Here is a 23,919-nt window from a genome sequence, read left to right on the forward strand (position 1 = left end):
AACAGTCGTAAAATCCAACAGGTGGAAAGGATTTTGGAATGAATTTTCTGAAAGGTATTATACAAAATTAACTGCGTAATATGAGAACTGCACCCTTAAAATTTCATTTAACTTTTGTTTGTTCAGCAGGGTAACTGTTTTCTTTTCCTGCATAAAAAGTTTTTCTCTTTGCATTTCGCTCAACACACGCGCCAGCGAAGGACGGGTAACTCCAAACAATTCAGCAAGTTGTTGTTGAGTAGATTTTAATTCAAACGAATGCAGATTTTCACCAGTTTGCTGAAGGAAATAATGAGCCACCTTTTCACGAATCGTTTTAAAATTTAAAAAATGAAGTTTCTGTGAAAGGAACTGGCTCCGCGAGGAAATGTTGTTCAGGTAGTTTACAAGCACCTGGGTGTTTCTTTGCAGCAGTTTTAAAAACTCGTGTACCGGGATAGCCAGAATTTTGACTTCGTTGTTGGCTGCTACCGTAACCGGAAACTGGTTTTCTTTACCAAACAAAAATGCTGTGGCAAGAGGACGTGGTGCTTCAATATCCTCAATTTTTATGGTTTTTCCTGAATAATCAATCATTTCACCTTTTACACTTCCAGATAGAATGATAAACAGACTGTTGACCGGTTCACCCTGAAGGGCCAACATCTCCCCTTTTTGGAAATTTTTTATCTGGTAATGAATCTCATTCAGTAATTTTTTAGATTCTTCTTCCGGAATTTCTTTAAAAACCGGACATTGAGCCAAAAGTTTGTAATTCATCATTTTTGCAAATTTTGTAACAAATGATACAATTCAGGAAACAGGGTTCCCCTACTTTTGTTTCCGAAAAATAATAGAAACAATGATACGGGAAATAGTTAAAATAGACGAAGAATTATGTGATGGATGTGGGGTTTGTGTTCCAAATTGCCACGAAGGGGCACTTCAGATTATTGATGGGAAAGCACGTTTGGTAAGCGAACTCATGTGCGACGGACTGGGAGCCTGCATTGGCCACTGCCCGCAGGGAGCCATCACCATTGAAAAGCGCGAAGCTGAAAAATACGATGAAACAGCCGTGATTTCCCAAATGATAAAAAGTGGTAAAAACACCGTATTTGCTCACCTGAAACATTTACAGGACCATAATGAAACCGCTTATTTAAAAGAAGCACTCGATTATATAAAAGCTAACCGCGAAAATATGCCGTTCCCAATAGCAGAAGTTCACGAATTGCTGCATAACGAACCCAAAAAACAACATGGAAATCAACAAGTCTCAGGCGGATGCCCCGGTTCGACGCCGGCATCATTCAGTGCTGCCGGATTTAAAATGGCATCGCCGGAAAAAGAAATGACTTCCGAATTAACTCATTGGCCGGTTCAGTTGCACCTTATCAATCCGGCAGCATCTTATTTTCACGGGGCCGACCTTTTAATTGCTGCCGACTGTGCCGCTTTTGCCCATGGCGATTTTCACCGGAAATTTATATCAGGAAAAAAGATGGTGATTGCCTGCCCGAAACTCGACCAGGGAAAAGACATTTATATTCAGAAGTTCATCCGCCTTATTAATGAAGCCAGGGTGAACACAATAACCGTGGTAATTATGGAAGTTCCGTGTTGCGGCGGTTTAATCGGCATGGTGCAAACCGCCCTTTCGAACGCAGAAAGAAACGTACCGGTAAAAGTAGCCGTTATCAGCACCCGGGGCGAAGTGCTTTCAGAAGAGTGGGTCATTTAATTCAACCCGGACTATTGTACATCCATTTTCAAACGTCTGACATAGATTACGATACAAAAATTTAATTTGTAATTTCCAATTTTTATAAGAATATACTTGTAATTTCCAATTTTATTTTTATGAAATTTGCCTCCGGAATAAATTTATAATATCCGAAAAATATATTAATTTCACATAATTACTTATAAACCAAACTATTAAAATAATTAAATAATTCGGTACTATTTCAGTGCTGATTGTAATTTTCATTTTTAGAACAAGAATAATTGAAAATAGAGTATTCAAGTAATTCTAATATTAAAATTACTTGTCAAAAAGAAATGGTCGTCCCAAATAAGGACAAGAAGTCCACATGAGAAAATTTATTTGAATTATTAAAAAATACAAAATACTCTTTTTTCTTAATAATATAGTGCTGTTTTAAAACAAGTTAACTCTTGAAATCAGTATCATTACAAAGATTGGATTCATATTTGACATGTATTAACCAGGTTTTTCATCAAAAATACCAAGTAGTGTTCTTGTTTATTTTTTGTAACTTTTCATCTGTAATTAAAATGGAAATTTAATTGTGAAATTCCAATTTTCAACCAATTTTATTTTTAATGTACCCAAATTGTGGGTGACAGTAGGGAACCTCTGTTTAAATCACAAAAATTTCATGAATTTCTGAACCTCCGAGAGTACAGTTTTTCAATAGAATACAAGTTGTTTTTTCCATTTTCAATAAAATGAATTTTTGATTCTATTTAAATTACAGATATAAGATGTTTTTCCAGTTTTATAAATCCCTATGAATTTTTAAGCAATTGAAAAAGAAAAAAATTTCACATTTTTTTGCTCTTACACATATTTGTGCGTCTCCGGTACTGGAAAATTTACTCCAGTTAATTATTCAACTAAATTGGTTTTACTCAATCAAAAAATGAAGTATGTCAAAAAAAAGATTTAAAGAATCTGAGATTCAAAGAATTCTGCAAGAGTACAAGGAAGGCACTCCAATTCATGAAATTATTAAAAACTATGGGATTAGTCAGGCTACTTTTTATAACTGGAAAGCGAAATACAGCAGACCTTCTTTGGCCGACATTCAATCCTTGAATAAACTCAGGGAAGACCATGACCGGCTAAAACGAATGTTTGCCGACCTTAGTATGGAAAATTTAATGCTGAAATCGCAGTTAAAAAAGAAAGAGTCTCAATAAATTCTCAGGTTGGCGATCAATAAGTAAATCGGTTTTAGTAAATTGCCACAAAAATTTTGAAGCGATGTTGAAAAAACCCATTTACGCGTGGTATGCAATATATACGAAACCAAATGCCGAAAAAAAAATTCTGACATTTCTTGAAGAGCAGGAGATTGAGTGTTATTTGCCGCTTAAAAAATCGTTAAGGCAATGGAGCGACAGAAAAAAATGGATTGAGGAACCATTTTTTCGATGTTACCTTTTTGTTAAGGTCAGTCACGTTGAGTTTTTTAAAGTACTTGAAATACCAGGTACAGTAAAATATGTTTCGTTTGGAGGGCAACCACAAACCATACCTGAGGAACAAATTGAGAATATAAAAATTCTAATAGCACAAGAAGAAAGGGAGATTTTTCTATCACGGGAAAACATTGAAAAGGGTAAAAATGTGGAAGTCCTGGTTGGTCCGTTTAAAGGGATGCAGGGAGAAATTGTTAAAATACAAGGAAATTACCGCATTGTAATCCGAATTGAAACACTGGGTTGTAACCTTTACGCGAATATCCAAAAAGATGAGATTAAGATTGTAAAAAGGGGAAAAACAGAAAACAACTGAATATTTGAGAATGTCCCCAATCCATCATTGATGAAGTTAAAGTTTTCAGTCAAACATTTCCTGGTTTAATTAATTGATTATAAAAAACTCTGTTCCGATGAATGTTACCCAATATTTATTTGAAAAAACTTCTGAATGGCAAAAGGACTTCATTCTGGGAAATAAGGAAACTATCTCTTTCAATGAGCTTTACAATCAAAGTTCCAAACTTGCAACTTTCCTTTCAGAAACTGTTGGTATGGGGCAAAATATTATTTTAATCAGCCACAACAATAACTTTTTCCTTGTTTGTTATTTGGGAATAATGATGTCTGGTAATGTTTGTGTTCCGCTTGACCCCACAATTGAGCAACAAAATTTTGATTTCATTGTCAAAAAAACAGAAGCAGATCTATGCTTTGCTGAAAACAGGGTTTTAAATAGAATAGAAACTAATTCAATAAAAAAAATAACAGAAAAAAACTTGTTGCTGTTAACAGCAAATCAAACCCTTTTCAATTTTCCAGAGGCATTTAACGCAGAGTTTCCTGCACAAATAATTTTTACATCCGGCTCAACGGGGTTACCAAAAGGAGTGGTTTTAAGCCATAAAAATATTATTGCCAATACAGATTCAATTCTAAAATACCTCCACCTGACTGAAAATGATACAATTGAAACGGTATTACCATTCTTCTATTGTTACGGACTTTCGCTGCTTCACACTCATTTAAGAGTTGGAGGCTCCATGGTTTTAAACAATAACTTCGTTCTGATAGGTTCAGTTTTAAGTGATATCAATAAATATAATTGTACAGGTTTTGCAGGCGTTCCAAGTCATTTTCAAATTCTTTTAAGAAAATCGGAAAGTTTTAAGACCACAGAGTTTCAATCGCTTCGGTATGTTACCCAAGCTGGCGGAAAATTGCATACAGTTTTTATTGAAGAATTTGTCCATTCCTTTCCTGAAATTAAATTCTATGTAATGTATGGACAGACCGAAGCAACTGCACGACTTTCTTACCTTGAACCGAAAGAACTTAAAAGTAAGTTGGGATCAATTGGTAAAGGAATTCCTGACGTTCAGTTAAAAGTTGTAAACCCGAGAGGAATAGAAGTACATCCAGGTGAAACAGGAGAAATTATTGCCAAAGGGGATAATATAATGCTTGGGTACTATAAAGAACCTGAAATGACAAAAGCCACAATTAGAGACGGATGGCTATACACCGGCGACATAGGAACAATTGATAGCGATGGATACATTTATTTAACTGCCCGAAATAAAGAATTCATAAAAATTGGTGGGAAAAGAGTTAGTCCGAAGGAGATTGAAGAAGTAATAGTTTCCTTTCCACAGGTTGTGGACTGTACTATTGAAACCATTCAGGATAATATTACCGGTGATGCCGTAAAAGCAATTGTTGTTATTGAAAAAGGTTCAAAAAACAGCATCACCGAAGAACATTTGAAATCTTACTGTGCCGGCAAACTTGCCATGTATAAAGTTCCAAAATATATCGAGTTTACAGAGAAACTTAATATCAATTCCGCTGGAAAAAAAGTTAAGGTTTTCAATAACTAATTCTATACTATTTTTTTTGACCGTGCGAACCACCGTCATTTAAAGTGTAATACTCAAAATTACTTTTCTTCATTAAACACAAACAAAAAATGAAACGTATTATACATTATTTTTCAAAAAACTATATGCCCAGGTGGATGGTATTGTTTTTTGATTTGGGAATAATATCCTTATCCTGGTTTATAGCGTATGTGTTAAGGTTCAACTTCGACCTGGGGGATGTTGAAACCTTTTTTTCTACGTTCCACCTGTTGATTATTTTGCCCGCTTTTAGCCTGTGTTTCTGGATATCAAAAACGTATGCCGGTATTTTGCGCCACAGCACATCAGAGGATGTAATGCATATCATTTCCGCCACATTGTGCGCAGGCCTTTTTATAACCCTTGTTTCATTTGCGGCAAGACAAACAGGCATCTCTTCAATTCTGATGATACCCTATTCTGTGATTATCATTCACTTTCTTTTGGTTACAACAATTTTAATACTGTCGCGACTGGCAGTTAAAATGATAGCTCAGCTATGGTTTAACAGTTCTAAAGATTCTCAAAAAATAATGATTTACGGCGCAGGCTGGAAAGGGCAAATTACCCTTAATACCCTGAAGACAGACAGCTCATTAAACATAAAGGTTGTAGGGTTTATTGATGACAATGTTTCTTTGCATAACAAATATACATCGGGAATTCCTATTTATGCGCCAGAAAAAGCATTCAATAAAATTATTCCTGAAAATAAGGTGTCTGAAATTATTCTCGCAATTGATAATTCAAAAATATCCAAAAAGCGCAAAGCAGAAATTACCGACGAGTGTTTAAAGCATCAACTTAGAATAAAAGAAGTACCTCCATTAAAAGACTGGATCAACGGCGAACTTCAGGTAAAGGCCATTCGCCCCATAAGCATTGAAGACCTTTTGGGAAGAAACACAATTAAGCTTGACAAAGAAACAATCGAAAACGGTTTGAAAAATTCAGTAGTGCTTGTAACTGGTGCCGCAGGTTCAATTGGTTCCGAAATCATTCGGCAACTCATTGATTTTAAGGTTAAAAGAGTTGTGCTTTACGACAAGGCAGAATCGGATTTGTATAACCTGCAACAGGAAATTATTCGTGAAAAAAATTATACCGATTTTGTGGTTATTGTTGGCGATGTAACCAATCCCATAAAACTTAGAAAGGTATTCGCAGAATATACTCCAACCATTGTTTACAATGCAGCAGCATATAAACATGTGCCTTTAATGGAAGAGTTTCCTTCGGAAGCGGTACGGGTAAATGTTGGCGGCACTAAAATCCTGGCTGATTTGGCCATCGAATTTGGAGTGGAAAAATTTGTTTTTATTTCAACTGATAAAGCGGTCAATCCAACCAATGTAATGGGTGCTACCAAACGAATCAGCGAAATGTACATTCAGTCACTGGTGCAATCAGAGAAAATATCTACACAGTTCATTATAACAAGATTCGGAAATGTATTGGGCTCTAATGGCTCGGTGGTTCCGCTATTTAAAAAGCAAATTGAAAACGGAGGCCCTGTAACCATTACCCATAAGGATATTACCCGTTATTTTATGACGATACCGGAGGCCTGTCAGTTAGTGCTCGAAGCAGGTTTCATGGGCAAAGGCGGTGAAATTTTTGTTTTTGATATGGGAGAACCGGTGAAAATATATGACCTGGCAAAAAAAATGATTTCACTTTCAGGTTTGATTCCGGGAAAGGATATAAAAATAGAAACAATAGGGTTGAGACCCGGAGAAAAACTCTATGAAGAACTTATTGGACAAAAAGAAGAATTACAACCTACCCACAATGAAAAAATACTGATTGGAAAAATAATAAAATTTAACCTGCAAATTGTAAATGAAATTACTGATTTGCTTGTGAACCTGGAAGAAATGAGCCGTGAAGAATTGGTAGAACAGATGATGCAGATTGTTCCGGAATATGTTTCGATGAACTCGCATTATAAAAACGGGGACAAAAAACTACCGGTCCCCATAGAGCTTAAAACTCTTATTAACCGGAAAGCTCCCTATTTAACGCTGAATCCTGATAAATTGGTAGCGTATAAAAAATCAATTGAATTGATGAAAAAAAATGGATGAACTACAGGAAAAAAGATTTTGCACGATCACTGAATCTGCAGGTTTAAATGGTCGGAAAAATAATTACCAATAATTTTGCTAAAATAAAAAATATAATAATGATTATTGCAGTCGATTTTGACGGGACTATTGTAAAACATAAATACCCATCAATTGGGAAAGAAATACCTTTTGCAATAAAAACATTAAAACTTTTGCAGGAGAAAGGACACCAAATAATCCTTTGGACTTATCGTTCAGGCAAAGAATTGGAAGATGCCATTCAATTTTGTAAAAAAAAGGGACTTACGTTTCATGCCGTGAATAGTAATTCTGAGGACGAAGAATATGATAATTCCTACAGTAGAAAAATTTATGCTGATGTATATATCGATGATCGCAACCTTCTGGGTATTCCCGAATGGGGAAAAATATACGAACTCATAAAAGAAAAAAACGATAAAATGAAAACTCATAAATAAAAATGAAACGAGCATGTAAAATATTTACGCCCAAGAGAATAATTAAAATACATGCGAGTTCTCCCGGAGGGATTCGTTCGGAGCATCTTATAGCTTAGAAATCAAACAATTTTAATAGTATAAAAATGAATAGTTTTAAAGAAAAACACCCCAAAGCTTTGGGAATAAAGAAACGCCGAAAGTTTTACAAAAAGGTTAAACTGTTTCCTTTAATAATTTTAAGTATTGTGTTACTTTTTTCATCCTGTGTTACGCAACGAAATGTAGAATATCTGCGTGATAAATCCAATCAGCAGGGAGATATCAAAATCTTTTCTGAGGCCAAAGTACCGGATTATAAATTAAAACCCAAAGACGAACTTTACATACAGATTAAAAGTTTGGACGACCCATCCACAAATGTCTTTCAGCAAGTCGGCGTACAAACTGGTAACCAGAGTGGTTATTTACAGCCTTATAGTGCATCTCTTATGTCATATCCGGTTGACAAAGCAGGTTATATACAACTTCCAATTCTGGGAAATATTTTAGTTGAGAATAAATCCGTTCCTGAGGTGAGTGCCATGCTGCAGGATTCATTGGAGAATATTTTAAGCCAACCAACAGTTACCGTAAAATTAGTAAACCGCTTTGTTTCAGTGTTGGGAGAAGTTCGAAACCCTGGTCATTTTTCCTATTCGCAGGAAAAACTTACCGTATTTGATGCTCTTGGCCTTGCCGGAGATATTACTGAGTATGGAGACCGTAATGATGTAATCCTGGCTCGTAACGAAAACGGAAATAACATACGAATCAATATTGATTTGACATCATCCGAATTGATGGCTTTAGAACACTATTATATTCGGCCAAACGATGTGATATATGTGAAACCCATGCGCAAAAAATTCTGGGGTATGCGCCAGTTTCCATTTCAAATTTTGTTATCAACATTATCAACCGGCATCCTGTTTTACACCGTTTTTGGTCAATAATATTTAAAAACATTCATCATTTACAATATTCATTATGAATCATTCTACATTGCAGGAACAAAACAATAAGGATATTCAAAAAATAGTTAGCCTGTTATTTAGAAATAGCTGGATTATTTTGCTATGCATTATTATAGCATTAGCTATGGCTTATGCTTATAATAATTATGCTTTACCAACCTATAAAGTATCTGCAACTCTGTTATTGAAAGATCAATCGGAAAGAAACATATCAAGAGATGAAACCAGTTATATAAACAGCGATCTGCTCGTCAGGAATCAAAACCTGCAAAATGAATTGGAAATTCTTAAATCCAATCCAATCATTGAACAGGCAGTTGAGAAATTAAATCTGGAAGTATCCTATTATGAATATAAAAATTATCAGTATCACAATGCTTATAAAAAAGTACCTTTCAAAGTATTCATTTTTAAAGAACATCAGCAATTGGTCGGTCCTGTTTTTGATATTCATTTGAATTCCGATGGAAGTTATTCATTAAAGGTTGAGAAGCAAGATGGCATGGTTTATAATTATACTACCGGTCAAATAATCAGAGCAAAAGAGGGTTTGGATCTAGATATTAAAGGCAATCTGGGACAAATAGTTGAAACAGAAGATTTCAAATTTCTGATAACCATAAATGATAATGATAGTTTATTATTACAAAACAATATATTTTACGCCTTCAGGCTCTCCACCAATAAACAGATAGTGAGCCAAATGAAAGGAAGATTGGAATATAACATTCCTAACGAACTGGCAACTATAGTTGAAATAAGTATGGAAGTTAATTCTGTTCAACTTGGTATAGATATAATCAATGAATTAATCCAGGTTTATTCTGAATCCAACCTGGAGAAAAAGAATCACCTGGCCAATATGACCCTCGAATATATTGAGGGGCAATTGGATGAGATATCTGCGTCCTTAAATCTTACAGAAAATAACCTTCAGCAATTTATGTCTCAAAACAAAATGATGAATGTGGATGAACAATCCACCAGATTGTCACAACAGCGATTGGATTTACAAAATCAATTGGCTGAACTCATGACACAGAAACGTTATTACGAATACATCAAAGAGTATAATGCCAACAGTTCAGATGAAGTACAGATTATTCCGCCATCAGCCATGGGAGTCCAGGATCCGTTGCTCAACAATTTGATTCGGGAACTTTCTACAGCTCAAGCTCAAAAGGCCAACATGATTAATAATAATCAGGAGCGTAACCCCATTGTAAACCGGCTTAATATACAAATAAATAATCTTAAAAAAACCATTGCCGAAAATATTGCAGCAGCAGCCCGGAGCAATGAGATTTCGATTAACGAAATGCAAAACCGGATTGCACAAATAGAAAATGAGATAAGTAATTTACCGAAAACACAAATGCAGATGGGTGGAATACAGCGAAACTATGATTTGAATAATTCCATTTACAACTATTTGCTCCAAAAACAGGCCGAAGCTAAAATAACCAAAGCCTCTAATTTGCCTGACAATATGATTATGGAACCTGCCCATTTGAGTTCATCAGTACCGGTTTTCCCTAATAAGATGCGTAATTACATTCTTGCTCTATTTTTGGGTATTGGAATACCCACCGGCATTTTGTTATTATTGAATTTATTTAAAACAACCATTACAACACAGGAAGATATTGAGAATATTACCAATGCTGCCGTGATTGGCAAAATATTTCATTACAATAACCAAAAAGAAAAAAATGTTTTTATTTCTTCCCCGGAAAGTAAAACAGCAGAAACGTTTCGTACGTTACGGACCAATCTTAATTTTGCATTGAATGGCAGCTTACACAAAACGATTTTGGTAACTTCCTGCATATCGGGCGAAGGTAAATCTTTTAGTGCGCTCAATATCGCTTCTTCTTATGCGCAAATGGGGAAAAAAACAGTATTGCTGGATTTTGACCTTCGAAATTCTAAATCGGTTATAAAGAACAAAAATAAAACGGTGGGGCTAAGTCTTTTTTTAAATGAAGAATTAACACTAAACGAAATTATTCAAAAAACTGATTTTAAAAACCTCGACATAATCCATTCAGGACCGGTTCCTCCTGATCCTTTAGATTTAATGGAGAAAGAGATTGTGGCCGATCTTTTTAAATTTTTAAGAGAAAACTACGATTACATAATAATTGATACTCCTCCGCTGGCACAAGTCTCGGATGCACTTACAATTATTGAATACTCCAACCTTAGCCTGATAGTTACACGATACAATGTCACCAAAAAGAAATTATTGAGATTAGTACTTAAAGAATTAAAAAATAAAAACATTAAAAATGTAAATCTGCTTATAAACGACAACAAACTGGTGAGTGAGCAAATGGGATATGGGTATTATCAAAAGTAAGCAGAATTTTTCCCAATTTATTAACATAGCATGCACGTGCAATGTTTGAAATACATGCAGTACCGAACTTCATGCGGCCCCCAAGGGGTGAACCAACGCACATTTATAGTGTAACAATTTAAAATCTCCTCATATATTTTGAACCGCAAATCAACAATGAAGCAGGATCAAACTCCCCCCTGGGGGTTGGGGGTAAAAACTTACAGCTCCCGGCTCAATAAACTTTAAACAATAAGTATTTCACCCATATCATAAGTATTTCACCTATACCAAAATCAGTAAATAGTAAAACAATAATAAGCATATAGAATGATTTAGAAAAACAGCACACCTCTACATTTGTCAACAGAATTTTGAATTGAATTTTTGGACGCTTTTAATTCGACAAAACCATGTTAGACAAATGTATGAAGAAGGAGTACACAGCTCTTTACAAAAAGACGGGTACACGAAAAAAATTTTTTTACAGAAATAGAACGCTTTCTTTAGCTGTTGTTTTTCTATTTATTAACTGGGCAGTAAATGCCACAAATTATTACGTCAGTAATTCCGGAGACGATACCAAAGCCGGAACATCGCCGGAAACGGCGTGGAAAACCCTTAACCAAGTGAATAATACTAAATTTGCACCCGGCGACCAGATTTTATTTGAAAGAGGCGGAGTTTGGAGGGAAGAGTTAAAAGTACCGTCATCAGGCGCTTCTGGCAACCCGATTGTTTTTGGAGCGTATGGTAGTGGGGCAAATCCTGTAATGGATGGCGCAGATATTATAAGTGGAATGACTTTAGCAGGCTCTAACATTTGGCAAAAAACTGCGGTAACTATTCAACCGAACCTCATGTATTTAGATGGAGTTATTGGTTACCCAAAAACAAGTCTTGGAGCGTGTGCCTCAGAAGGAGATTGGTATTGGGATAGCGGAACGAATAATTTGTACGTTTATACAGAAAATGGCGACCCCAGCGGAAATGTAGAGCTTGGACAAAGAAAACAAATTGTTGATTTGGGTTCCTATGAAAACATCACATTATCAAATTTAACCATTCAACATTCTAACGAAAGTATATCGAATAGCGGGGCTGTACGGTCGTCAAGTGGCAGCAATATAGCAATCAGGGAATGTACAATTCAGAAAAGTGGTCGTTACGGTGCTTATTTTTTAAACAGTCCATATTTAACTATTGATAATAATATTTTTTTGAGGAACGGGGAGAGTGATAAAGAGGGGGGAAACATAAGGATTCATAGCTCAATAACAGGAATATCAAATATTACATTTACCAATAATCAATGTAATTATTCTGGTGATCATGGGTTTTTAATTGGAACAGCCAGTAAAGCAACCCATATTACGAATGTGGATATACACGGAAATCAATTTAATTATAATAATGCCGCCGGTTTGTATATTCAAATGTTAGATTCTGCTGTGGTTTATAATAATACTTTTGATGGTAATGGTGACCCCGTAGATGCTTCCGAAGATTATGCAATTGGTATTACATCGTGTGATAATACAGACATCTATCAAAATACGATTACAAATCAAATATTTAACGATGCTATTCAGTTATATGCAGATACAACGCTTCGATGGGGATCATCAGATAATTTAAGAATATTTCGCAATTATATTTACGGTGTAGTAGATGGTGACGGTATTGGTGCATCCATTCATGGGCATAACTCCTGCACCAATCTACTGATTGCTTACAACATGATTGCTGAGGCAGATCATTCTGGGATTTCTTTATACCATAATAGTAGTACTTCATCTGTAAGTTCAGTGGATATTTTTAATAATACCTTTTATAATAATACGCAGGGAGCAATATGGACTTCTGCACTATTTCCACTTGTTCTTAAAAATAACATATTCACAGGCAATACGATAACACCAGATGTAAGGCATATGTCAACAGTTGGTGGATTTTTAACAACTTCAAATAACTTGTGGTATACAACGAGTGGTAATGTTTTGTATTATGAAGGCACCAATTATTCAATGGCAACGATTACTACATTTGAACCAAGTGCCATAGCTGTTAACCCGTTATTCACCGATGCTGCCAATGGAGATTTTACTTTACAAACCGGCAGCCAGGCAATTAACGCCGGTATTGATGTAGGGTTGAAACATGATATTTTAGGTAATTCTATTGCTGGTAACCCGGATATTGGGGCGTATGAATCACAAGAAAAAAGCGATGAAGCTATCACAAAATATACCACTGAAGATATTTCAATTTGCGAAGGAGAATCATATAAAACCTGGACAACAACAGGTCAGTATGAGGACACTTTAACAACTGCATCAGGTGCTGACAGCATTGTAACAACCAACCTGACGGTTAACCCGGTTTATGACATCACAGAAACAGACGAGGTTTGCTCAGGCAGCAGTTATACTTTCCCTGACGGAACTACACAGAGCAACATGACCTCTCAGGTCGTTCATGCAAGCAACCTTACAACGGTTAATGGCTGCGACAGCATCATTACAACAACTGTTACCGTCAACCCGGTTTATGATATCACCGAAAAAGACGAGGTTTGCTCAGGCAGCAGTTATACTTTCCCTGACGGAACTACACAGAGCAACATTACCTCCCAGGTCGTTCATGCAAGCAACCTTACAACCGTTAATGGCTGCGACAGTATTATAACAACTACTGTAACTGTCAATCCGGCAGAATATAATACTGAAGATATTACTATTTACGAAGGAGAATCCTACGAAGGCTGGACAGAATCCGGACAGTACGAAAGGACTTTGGTTGCTTCAACCGGCTGTGACAGTATTGTCACAACGAATCTTAACGTTTTGCAAACGATTCATACGTCCGAAGAAATCGAAATTTGTGAAGGCGAATCTTATGAAGGCTGGACCATATCAGGAGAATATGAACTTACACTGACAGCTTCTTCAGGAGCAGACAGTGTAGTAACAACACTGCTTACAGTTCATCCGGCAGAATATGCCACTGAAGACATAACCATCGTTGAAGGTGAAAACTATATGGGCTGGACAGAATCAGGAGTTTATGAACGGAACCTTGTTTCTACACAAGGCTGCGATAGCACAGTTGTTACCAACTTAAGTGTACTTGCAACTGCATTTACGGAGGAATATGTTTCAATTTGCGAAGGAAGTTCATACCATGGCTGGACAACCTCCGGCCAATACGAAAGCACCTTGCAGTCCGTTTCAGGAGGAGACAGTATTGTAGTAACCTATTTAACTATAAATCCGGTTTATTCGGTAACTTCAGAAGATGCCATTTGCGAAGGCGAAATATACCCTTTTGGTTCTCAAGCGCTATCTGAACCCGGCGAATACACCGGGGTTTTCCAGACCATTCACGGTTGTGATTCAACAGTTATATTAATGCTTACAGTTCATCCGGATTATTACGTAACTGAAGACATTACCATTTATTCAGGTGATAGTTACAATGGCTGGACTGAAGAAGGAACCTTTCAACGCAATTTATTATCAGTTACAGGTTGTGACAGTATTGTTACCACCAATCTCACCGTTTTGCAAACCATTCACACAACTGAAGCGATTGAAATCTGTGAGGGTGAGTCTTACGAAGGATGGACCATTTCAGGAGAATATGAACGAACGCTGAACGCTGCTTCAGGAGCAGACAGTGTGGTAACCACATGGCTTACCGTTCATCCGGTAAAATATACAAGCGAGGATATTACGATTTACGAAGGAGAAAACTACCTGAGCTGGACCGATACAGGAGAATATCAAAGGGTATTAACTTCAGTAAATGGCTGTGACAGTATTGTAACGACCCATCTAACAGTGGAGCCAACTCCTGAACCAGATGAAGAACTACAAACCCAAACCATTGAATTGGAAAAGGGATGGAATGTTTTTTCTACCTGGTTAAATCCAACACACGCATCGATGGATTCGGTAATGAAATCTCTTGCGGATGGAGGAGAGCTGGTCATCGTTGAAGACGAAGTGCCAAATACTTATGAAAAGATGAGTTTAAAATCAACCGATGATGTTTGGATCAATAATATAGGTAATATACAAAAAACAGAAGGGTATAAAATTCAGGTTAATTCGTCGTGTGTCATCGAAATCACGGGTATTCCTGTTAGCCTGCCCGTCACCATTGAACTCAAACGCGGAGAGAATTTGATATCATTCCCCATAAATGGTTCGGTGGATGCCATGCAGGTTATCCAACCATTAATAGATGCCAATGCGATAAAAAAAGTACAGGATGAGAAAGGAAATTCCATTGAGAAGTGGCGTAATTTGGGCTGGGTAAATGGAATTGGAAACTTTCAGGCAGGTGAAGGATATGTTATTGACGCAAAGTATGATGCCATATTAACTATACATGAATGGACAGAAAAATCAGGAATTTTTGTCAGAGAAAGACCGGAACCGGATAATTTTAAGGTATGTTACGAAGGAAATGGGATGGATCATATGAACATTAACATGGTTGAATTAAATGCAACCCATTTTCGGACCGGCGATGAAATAGCTGCTTTTGATGGCGGATTTTGTGTGGGTGCGGTAAAGTTAACCGAATCGGATTTAATGAATGATGCGGTAAGTATTCCTGTTTCTGCTGCAGAACCGGATGGGAAATATGGTTTTACGGAAGGAAACCCCATAGAAATCAGGGTTTGGCACATCAATAAAAGCGCTGTTTCTCAAACGCAATCAGCGGTAGTTGAAGGAGATCTGGTTTATCAAAAACGTGCCAGTGTATTTGTAGAGATGACCGCTCAAACCACAACCGGAATGAATGATTTTGAATCGATGAAGATTGACATGTTTCCGAATCCGGCAAGTGATAACGTTACCCTGCGTTTTTCCCCAATGCCTGAAAGGGGAACCAGAATTGAACTGACCGATATGGCCGGAAGACAACTCATGGTTCGTGAAGTTCAATCAACGCAGGAAGTATTGAACATCCGGTCACAACCTGCAGGAATCTATTTGATAAAAACCATATCCGGTGAGAATTATACGGTCAGAAAGTTAATGATCAATTGATATTGAACGAATTATTTAAAACAGCCGTGTACCACGAGTGAATGCGCTAAGCGGTTCAAAACCGCTAAGCGCATAAAAAACAAATCTGTAATTGGCAATCTGAGGCACGAAGATAAGCCCACTGACCGCCCGTCTTAATGAATTAGGTGGACAGAAACCGTTAGGAAATTTCAATATACCGGTAGATTTCTTCCTTAAACCAAACCGATATTTTAAAATGAACATGACATAAGTTGAATCGCTGAAAAAAAAAGTAGTCTTTTAAGTAAACATTTTCATATATTTGTACCTTATCTTTTGTGTGAATATGGGTACACAAATGAAAAAATATTTTGTAGCGAAAAACCCCTGGACTATTGTTTGTCTGCCTGTTCTGCTTTTGTTTTTTACGTTCTCCATTAATGCCAAAAATTATTACGTCAGTAATTCCGGAAACGATTCCAATGCAGGAACAGCGCCGGAAACGGCCTGGAGAACCATTAACCAAGTGAATAATACCAAATTTGCACCCGGCGACTCTATTTTATTTGAAAGAGGCGGAGTTTGGAGGGAAGGGTTAAAAGTTCCGTCTTCAGGCGCTTCCGACAACCCGATTGTTTTTGGAGCGTATGATAGTGGGGCAAAGCCTGTAATAGATGGTGCGGATATAATTAGTGGAATGACAAATTATGCGGCCAATATTTGGAAAAAAGCAGGGATAACAACAACTCCTAATTTAATGTATTTAAATGGTACTGTTGGGATTCCACAAACAAGTTTAGGGGCTTGTACCTCTGAAGGCGATTGGTACTATGACAGCGAAACTGATGTTGTTTCAATTTATAGTGCAAATGACCCCAGCGGAAATGTAGAGCTTGGACAAAGAAAACAAATTGTTGATTTGGGTTCCTATGAAAACATCACATTATCAAATTTAACCATTCAACATTCTAACGAAAGTATATCGAATAGCGGGGCTGTACGGTCGTCAAGTGGCAGCAATATAGCAATCAGGGAATGTACAATTCAGAAAAGTGGTCGTTACGGTGCTTATTTTTTAAACAGTCCATATTTAACTATTGATAATAATATTTTTTTGAGGAACGGGGAGAGTGATAAAGAGGGGGGAAACATAAGGATTCATAGCTCAATAACAGGAATATCAAATATTACATTTACCAATAATCAATGTAATTATTCTGGTGATCATGGGTTTTTAATTGGAACAGCCAGTAAAGCAACCCATATTACGAATGTGGATATACACGGAAATCAATTTAATTATAATAATGCCGCCGGTTTGTATATTCAAATGTTAGATTCTGCTGTGGTTTATAATAATACTTTTGATGGTAATGGTGACCCCGTAGATGCTTCCGAAGATTATGCAATTGGTATTACATCGTGTGATAATACAGACATCTATCAAAATACGATTACAAATCAAATATTTAACGATGCTATTCAGTTATATGCAGATACAACGCTTCGATGGGGATCATCAGATAATTTAAGAATATTTCGCAATTATATTTACGGTGTAGTAGATGGTGACGGTATTGGTGCATCCATTCATGGGCATAACTCCTGCACCAATCTACTTATTGCTTACAACATGATTGCTGAGGCAGATCATTCTGGGATTTCTTTATACCATAATAGTAGTACTTCATCTGTAAGTTCAGTGGATATTTTTAACAATACCTTTTATAATAATACGCAGGGAGCAATATGGACTTCTGCACTATTTCCACTTGTTCTTAAAAATAACATATTCACAGGTAATACGGCAACAGCAAATGTAAGGCATATGTCAACAGTTGGTGGATTTTTAACAACTTCAAATAACTTGTGGTATACAACTAGTGGTAATGTTTTGTATTATGAAGGCATCAATTATTCAATGGCAACCATAACAGACTTTGAACCGAGCGCACAAACCGGCGACCCATTGTTTACCGATGCTGCTGATAAAGATTTTACCCTGCAAACGGGCAGTCCGGCAATTAATAATGGGGTTGATGTAGGTTTAAAGGAAGATATTTTAGGAAATCCGATAGTAGAAACGCCACACATTGGAGCGTATGAATCGCAAAAAAAAAGCGATGAAGATATAACAAAATCCACTACTGAAGAAATCTCTATTTGTGATGGTGAAAGTTACCAAAACTGGACTGAATCTGGTCAGTACGAACGCACATTGACTGCTGCATCAGGAGCCGACAGTGTTGTAACAACGAACCTGACCGTTAACCCGGTTGTTCATGTTTCCGAAGACATTTCTATTTTGGAAGGGGAAAACTACAACGGGTGGACGGAAACCGGACAGTACAAACGGACACTCACGGCTATAACAGGATGCGACAGCATTGTTACTACGAATCTCACGGTAGCATTGAATAAATATACTATAGAAGACATTGAAATCTGTGAAGGAAACTCCTATGAGGAATGGACAACATCCGGCGAACATGAACGTACATTGACCTCCGCATCAGGTGCCGACAGCATAGTCACCACGAACCTGACGGTTAACTTGGTTTATTATGTTTCCGAAGACATATATCTTTTGGAAGGAGAAAACTACAATGGTTGGTCAGAAAGCGGCCAGTACGAAAGAACACTAACAGCAGTTACCGGATGCGACAGTATCGTTACGACGTCATTATTTGTACATCCGCATCAAATCCAATCCATTGTTTTGGAAAAAGACTGGAATATTTTTTCTTCCTCTTTAATTCCATCAGGTTTAGCGTTGGAGGATGTGCTTGAAAATCTTCAAATAAATAATCTTTTAATTGAAATTCAGGATGAGAATGGAAAAACTTACCGGCAAAGTGAAAATGGATGGATCAATGATATAGGAGAAATACAGGTAACCGAAGGCTATAAAATAAGGGTACACTCTTCATGTGTATTGGAAATTAAAGGGCATCCGGTAAAGTTACCTTTAAATATTGAACTTAAAAAAGGATGGAATATTATTTCATTTCCATATAATGGAGTGATGGATGCGATGGAAGTCATTCAGCCTTTAATTAATGCGGGAATCCTACAAAAAGTGCAGGACGAACAGGGAAGTTCCATTGAAAACTGGGGTAATCTGATGGGATGGATCAATGGGATTGGAAACTTTAAAGCAGGAAAGGGATATCTTGTTCAGGTAAACCAAAATGGTGTACTTACCATCCCTGCAAATTATTCAAAATCAGGACTGATTTTGGCGAACGAAACAAAAACGGAAAATTTTAAGACCGTGTTTGAAGGAAATGGTTCGGGCCACATGAATATTAATATTAAAAATCTGGATGAATCAGATTTAAAAATTGGCGATGAAATTGCTGCTTTTGATGGTGAAATATGCGTTGGTACAGTTAAAATAAACGCATCAAATATAACCAATAATGCTGTTAGTATTCAAACATCGGTTTCAGATAATGAGATTATCAATGGTTTTACAGAAGGAAAACCCATCGAACTTAGAATCTGGCATATGAATAAAAGTGTAGAATCTCGGCCTAAGTTTGAACTTATTGAAGGAAATTTGAAATACCAAAAACATGGAAGTGTTTTTGTCCGTTTTATCGATCGGGAAACTATCGGATTTATTGCTTTTAATTCAATTGCAATGGATATATATCCAAATCCGGCCAGTGAGAAAGTGATGATAAAATTTTCTCAGTTGCCTGAAACGGGAACCCAAATCATTCTGACGGATATAACAGGGAAACAACTGATGATTCGCCAGGTGCAATCTACACAGGAAGTGTTGGATATTCAGTCTTTATCTACCGGACTCTATTTACTTAAGGTTACTTCCGGTGAAAACTACACTGTCAAAAAGTTAATCATTAATTGATAAGATTTATCAGTATAATTTTCCTCCGAAACCTTAAACTAAAAGTCTATAAACGATTAATGAATTCCAGTAAAACCAAGGATCATTACATTCTTGTACTTGCAATTACTGTTTAAACATTAAAATAAGGGAAGGTATAATCGTCATTGTCTGGCCGCAGGCCGTATAGGTAACTTGACCCGATAAAGGTCGGGAACTGAAGTTGGACTTGACAATCTCAAAGTTCAATAGATTTCTTCTTCGCAGCCAGCTAATCCTCGAATTGACGGAAAACTCCTAACCCTCAACCCATAGCGCGATCCTTACTTACTTTTTTTTGATGAATTCTGATAAGTAAACAAAAATGAAGAAAACCTGGATAAATGTCCAATTCCGAAAACAATAAACGTATCGCCAAAAACACCATTCTGTTGTATTTCCGGATGTTCCTTACCATGGGCGTTTCGTTATATACTTCGCGAATTGTGTTAAATACCCTGGGTGTTGAAGATTTTGGTATTTACAATGTAGTTGGCGGTGTGGTTACGATGTTCTCATTTCTGAACCATTCCATGGCGTTGGCAACACAACGATTTCTTTCGTTTGAATTGGGAAAAAAGAACTTTGAACAACTGAAAAAGGTTTTTAGTATGAGTGTTAACATTCATGCGATTATTGCAGTTGCCAGTTTTATTTTGGCCGAAACCATTGGTCTATGGTTTTTGAATACCAAACTGAATATACCTGCCGAACGGATGAGCGCCGCGAATTGGGTTTACCAATTCTCTATTTTTTCGTTTATGATCACGGTAATGAGGGTACCCTATAATGCCACCATTATTGCACACGAACGTATGAGTGTTTATGCCTGGGTAAGTATTGTAGAGGTAATTTTAAAATTGATTATTGTTTTTGCTTTAGTCTGGTTAGGTTTCGATAAATTAAAGTTATATGCTGTTTTGATTTTTAGCGTTTCAGCATTGGTTTGGTTTCTATACAAAATCTATTGCAAGCGCAACTTTACCGAAACAAACTACCAGTTCTTATGGGAAAAATCATTGTACAAAACCTTGATCAATTACGCCGGTTGGAATCTTTTTGGCAATTTGGCGGTTGTTGCGTTTAATCAAGGTATTAATATCATGCTAAATATATTCTTTGGTCCCGCTATAAATGCGGCTCGCGGTATAGCCTATCAGGTAAATGGAGCGGTAAGCAGTTTTTTTCATAATTTTCAAATGTCAATGAATCCACAGATTGTGAAGTCGTATGCAGCCGACGACCACCAATACATGCAACAACTCATCTTTCGGGGTTCTAAATACTCCTTCTTCCTTTTATATTTCTTATCGCTCCCAATACTTTTACAAACCGAAACCATTTTAAAATGGTGGTTAAAATTGGTACCAGAATATACAGTATTGTTTTGCCAATTGATTTTGGCCGACGCTTTAATCAATTGTATTTCTGGTACGTTAAATACTGCCGTACACGCAACGGGAAAAATAAAAAAATATCAGGCAGTTGTGGGTGGAATACTGCTTTGTAATGTTCCGCTATCGTATATCTTCCTTAAATTAGGCTATCCACCACAAGTGACTCTTCTAATAACTATTAGTTTGTCGGTAACAGCCTTTTTTGCGCGTTTATCGATAATTATAAGACTCCTGAATTTTTCCGCAAGCGATTTTTTGCGGCAAGTTGTTCTGAAAGTTCTTATGGTTACAGCCTTATCCTGTATTATTCCATTAGCTGTTCTGCTATTTGTAACCGAAGAAGGACTTATTCGCTTTCTGATCGTTTGTTCGCTTTCCTTCTTTTCAACTATCATGATGGTGTATTCGATAGGATTAAATAATCAGGAAAGAAAATTTGTAAATATTAAGGTCAGTCAATTCATTACAAGAATAATATCATTTAATAATTGCATTATATGAAATTCAAAAGTAAATTCAAAATTTATTTAATACAGACAATTGGTTTAACCGTCGATTATCTTCGGCGCATATAAATAAGTTATGCAGAAATTAGATATTTAAAAAAGATCATTAATAAAGGACCAAATATTAGAATCAATTATCCCGCATCAATGACTTTTCAAAATATAATAATAGGCACCAATTTCAGTATTGATTCAAATAGCAGGTTTTGGTGTTCCGAATCAAAGATTGATATTGAAAATAATGTTGTTTTTGGTCCAAATGTTACAATAATGCCCGGAGATTATAATATCAGACAAATTGGTGAATATATAATTAATGTTCAGGAAAAACTTATTGATAACGACAAAGATGTGTACATATCTCAGGATACCTGGATTGGATGTAATGTAACAATATTGAAGGGAGTGACAATTGGCAGAGGTGCTGTTTTTGGAGCAGGCAGTGTTGTAGTGAAAGATGTACCTCCATATTCAATTGTTGACGGGAACCCAGCTAAAATTATCTCTTATCGGTTTAATGAGGATGAAATAAAATTGCATGAATCAATACTCCTTAAATTCAAATCAGTTAAATAGTTTTATTAATTCTACTTTACTAAAATAAAATACGTTTAATAATTATTATATATGCCTGATTATTAGTATATTTAAATCATTATTAATCATCTCTGATCATTTTGACAATGAAGCCAAAAAGAGCAGAGAAAAAAAATTTGTTTTTTAAAACCCAATTCGGCTCATCAAGCCTGACAAGTGTCAACAAGCTGATAGACAGCGCATATGAAGGGTTGTTTAGGGTGTACAGAATGAGTAGTACGCATACGGCGGCAGAGTATTTAGCGGGGCTGTTATAGTGCGAAAAAGGCCATGGCAATATGGAACGAATGGTAGAAAAAGTAGAAGATTCGGATTATAAGCGGTACATACATTTTTTGTCTGTCAGCAATTGGAGCGCACCTGCGGTAAACAATGCGACGTTGAGGGAAACCGACAAACTATTGAGGGCACAAAAGAAGCAAAGTGGCCTTCCGACAGGCCTTGTCCTTGATGAAACTTCGCATTTAAAAAAGGGACCCAAATCAGTAGGGGTTGCCCGTCAATATGCAGGAGTAGCAGGCAAGGTGGATAATTGCCAGGTTGCCGTCCATGTTTCATTGGCAAATGGTAAATTTTGCACTTTAGTTGGCACAGAACTTTTTCTGCCTGAAGGATGGACAAAGGACAAGAAACGATGTGAAGCAGCAGGCATACCAGGTCCGGAACAAAAATTTCAAACCAAACCTAAGCTGGCGTTGAAGTTAATAAAACAAATTATCGAGGCTGGAGCAGAATTTGATTTTGTCGGGGGCGATGGGCTGTATGGGCATAATGCAGAACTGACAAGGGCATTAGATGATTTGGATAGGTTTTATGTGTTGGATGTGCATAAGGACGAAACAGTTTTTCTGTCGAAACCCACGTTTTCAATTCCTGAACGCAAAGGCAATAAAGGCAGGATGCCCACGAATATACAGCCGGACATTCAGCCGGTCCAATTACAGGACTATATAAAAACGCTTACAGACAAGGATTTTACAACAGAGAATGTACGAAAGACAGCCAAGGGTTGGAAGGTGGCAAAAGTTCATACAGTAAAGGTTTGGCACTGGAACGGGAAAGAAGAAAAAGCCCGTGAAAGGACCTTGCTGGTTACCATATCAGAGAAAACAAAATTTTCATTGAGCAATGCAAACAAAGAAGAATATACCAATAAAGAATGGGCTTATTTTCAATGTAGCAGGTATTGGGTAGAGAGATGTTTTGATGACTGTAAAAATGAATTAGGCATGTCAGATTATCAAGTAACTGGTTGGTTGGCCTGGCAACATCACATGGCTTTGGTATTAATGGCAAGCCTGTATATCTTGAACCTGAAGCTTGAACAACAAGAAGAAATACCACTGCTAAGTGTCCGGGATGCAAGGTTATTAGTTATTGCAGTAACATTTGCAACCCAAAAAGAAGTCGATCTCTGCATGGAACATATCCGAATCAGGCATCAAAAAAGACAAGCGGATATTGACAGATATTATAAGAAAACTTAATTTGGTAAAGTAGAATTA

General features: G+C 36.7%; 14 protein-coding genes. 13 read left to right on the forward strand and 1 reads right to left on the reverse strand.

Annotation, left to right across the window (positions count from 1 at the left end; genetic code table 11):
- Nucleotides 1-57 precede the first annotated feature (57 nt).
- Entirely contained in the window at nt 58-762 is a 705-nt protein-coding gene (locus ACESMA_RS06950; protein ID WP_372948057.1) for a Crp/Fnr family transcriptional regulator, read from the reverse strand.
- Nucleotides 763-841: 79 nt separating this feature from the next.
- Here ACESMA_RS06950 and ACESMA_RS06955 point away from each other — a divergent pair, with 79 nt between their 5' ends.
- The 13 genes from ACESMA_RS06955 to ACESMA_RS07015 all read left to right on the forward strand — a co-directional run bounded on the left by ACESMA_RS06955 (nt 842) and on the right by ACESMA_RS07015 (nt 23,901).
- Nucleotides 842-1,723 (forward strand): ATP-binding protein, encoded by an 882-nt coding sequence (locus ACESMA_RS06955; RefSeq protein WP_372948058.1) that lies wholly within the window; start codon nt 842-844, stop codon nt 1,721-1,723.
- A gap of 932 nt (nt 1,724-2,655) precedes the next feature.
- Nucleotides 2,656-2,928 (forward strand): transposase, encoded by a 273-nt coding sequence (locus ACESMA_RS06960; RefSeq protein WP_372948059.1) that lies wholly within the window; start codon nt 2,656-2,658, stop codon nt 2,926-2,928.
- Nucleotides 2,929-2,992: 64 nt separating this feature from the next.
- Nucleotides 2,993-3,526, forward strand: coding sequence for a UpxY family transcription antiterminator (locus tag ACESMA_RS06965; protein ID WP_372948060.1), 534 nt, complete (start codon nt 2,993-2,995; stop codon nt 3,524-3,526).
- Nucleotides 3,527-3,623: 97 nt separating this feature from the next.
- Nucleotides 3,624-5,090, forward strand: coding sequence for a class I adenylate-forming enzyme family protein (locus ACESMA_RS06970; RefSeq protein ID WP_372948061.1), 1,467 nt, complete (start codon nt 3,624-3,626; stop codon nt 5,088-5,090).
- Between the two features lie 89 nt (nt 5,091-5,179).
- On the forward strand, nt 5,180-7,198 hold the full coding sequence (locus tag ACESMA_RS06975; protein ID WP_372948062.1) for a polysaccharide biosynthesis protein: 2,019 nt from the start codon (nt 5,180-5,182) through the stop codon (nt 7,196-7,198).
- Nucleotides 7,199-7,296: 98 nt separating this feature from the next.
- Entirely contained in the window at nt 7,297-7,659 is a 363-nt protein-coding gene (locus ACESMA_RS06980) for a BT0820 family HAD-type phosphatase (RefSeq protein WP_372948063.1), read from the forward strand.
- A gap of 125 nt (nt 7,660-7,784) precedes the next feature.
- Entirely contained in the window at nt 7,785-8,633 is an 849-nt protein-coding gene (locus ACESMA_RS06985; protein ID WP_372948064.1) for a polysaccharide biosynthesis/export family protein, read from the forward strand.
- A gap of 34 nt (nt 8,634-8,667) precedes the next feature.
- A complete protein-coding gene (locus ACESMA_RS06990; RefSeq protein ID WP_372948065.1) occupies nt 8,668-11,016 on the forward strand; it encodes a GumC family protein in 2,349 nt (782 codons plus the stop codon).
- Between the two features lie 407 nt (nt 11,017-11,423).
- The gene (locus ACESMA_RS06995) at nt 11,424-16,058 is read left to right on the forward strand and encodes a right-handed parallel beta-helix repeat-containing protein (RefSeq protein WP_372948066.1); all 4,635 of its coding nucleotides are present in this window, start codon (nt 11,424-11,426) and stop codon (nt 16,056-16,058) included.
- 319 nt (nt 16,059-16,377) lie between these two features.
- Nucleotides 16,378-19,896 (forward strand): right-handed parallel beta-helix repeat-containing protein, encoded by a 3,519-nt coding sequence (locus tag ACESMA_RS07000; RefSeq protein WP_372948067.1) that lies wholly within the window; start codon nt 16,378-16,380, stop codon nt 19,894-19,896.
- Between the two features lie 362 nt (nt 19,897-20,258).
- Nucleotides 20,259-21,812: an oligosaccharide flippase family protein gene (locus ACESMA_RS07005; protein WP_372948068.1), complete on the forward strand. Its 1,554-nt coding sequence runs from the start codon at nt 20,259-20,261 to the stop codon at nt 21,810-21,812.
- A gap of 152 nt (nt 21,813-21,964) precedes the next feature.
- Nucleotides 21,965-22,393 carry an acyltransferase gene (locus tag ACESMA_RS07010; RefSeq protein ID WP_372948069.1) on the forward strand — a complete coding sequence of 143 codons (429 nt, stop codon included), beginning with the start codon at nt 21,965-21,967 and terminating at the stop codon, nt 22,391-22,393.
- A 299-nt stretch (nt 22,394-22,692) separates the two neighbouring features.
- A complete protein-coding gene (locus ACESMA_RS07015; RefSeq protein WP_372948070.1) occupies nt 22,693-23,901 on the forward strand; it encodes an IS701 family transposase in 1,209 nt (402 codons plus the stop codon).
- Nucleotides 23,902-23,919 lie beyond the last annotated feature (18 nt).

This window comes from Mariniphaga sp., from assembly GCF_041687215.1.
In the GTDB taxonomy this organism is placed as follows: domain Bacteria; phylum Bacteroidota; class Bacteroidia; order Bacteroidales; family Prolixibacteraceae; genus Mariniphaga.

Coding starts and splice junctions, on each gene's coding strand:
- ACESMA_RS06950 (WP_372948057.1), bottom strand. CDS start 762: ATGATGAATTACAAACTTTTGGCTCAATGTCCGGTTTTTAAAGAAATT.
- ACESMA_RS06955 (WP_372948058.1), top strand. CDS start 842: ATGATACGGGAAATAGTTAAAATAGACGAAGAATTATGTGATGGATGT.
- ACESMA_RS06960 (WP_372948059.1), top strand. CDS start 2,656: ATGTCAAAAAAAAGATTTAAAGAATCTGAGATTCAAAGAATTCTGCAA.
- ACESMA_RS06965 (WP_372948060.1), top strand. CDS start 2,993: ATGTTGAAAAAACCCATTTACGCGTGGTATGCAATATATACGAAACCA.
- ACESMA_RS06970 (WP_372948061.1), top strand. CDS start 3,624: ATGAATGTTACCCAATATTTATTTGAAAAAACTTCTGAATGGCAAAAG.
- ACESMA_RS06975 (WP_372948062.1), top strand. CDS start 5,180: ATGAAACGTATTATACATTATTTTTCAAAAAACTATATGCCCAGGTGG.
- ACESMA_RS06980 (WP_372948063.1), top strand. CDS start 7,297: ATGATTATTGCAGTCGATTTTGACGGGACTATTGTAAAACATAAATAC.
- ACESMA_RS06985 (WP_372948064.1), top strand. CDS start 7,785: ATGAATAGTTTTAAAGAAAAACACCCCAAAGCTTTGGGAATAAAGAAA.
- ACESMA_RS06990 (WP_372948065.1), top strand. CDS start 8,668: ATGAATCATTCTACATTGCAGGAACAAAACAATAAGGATATTCAAAAA.
- ACESMA_RS06995 (WP_372948066.1), top strand. CDS start 11,424: ATGAAGAAGGAGTACACAGCTCTTTACAAAAAGACGGGTACACGAAAA.
- ACESMA_RS07000 (WP_372948067.1), top strand. CDS start 16,378: ATGAAAAAATATTTTGTAGCGAAAAACCCCTGGACTATTGTTTGTCTG.
- ACESMA_RS07005 (WP_372948068.1), top strand. CDS start 20,259: ATGTCCAATTCCGAAAACAATAAACGTATCGCCAAAAACACCATTCTG.
- ACESMA_RS07010 (WP_372948069.1), top strand. CDS start 21,965: ATGACTTTTCAAAATATAATAATAGGCACCAATTTCAGTATTGATTCA.
- ACESMA_RS07015 (WP_372948070.1), top strand. CDS start 22,693: ATGGAACGAATGGTAGAAAAAGTAGAAGATTCGGATTATAAGCGGTAC.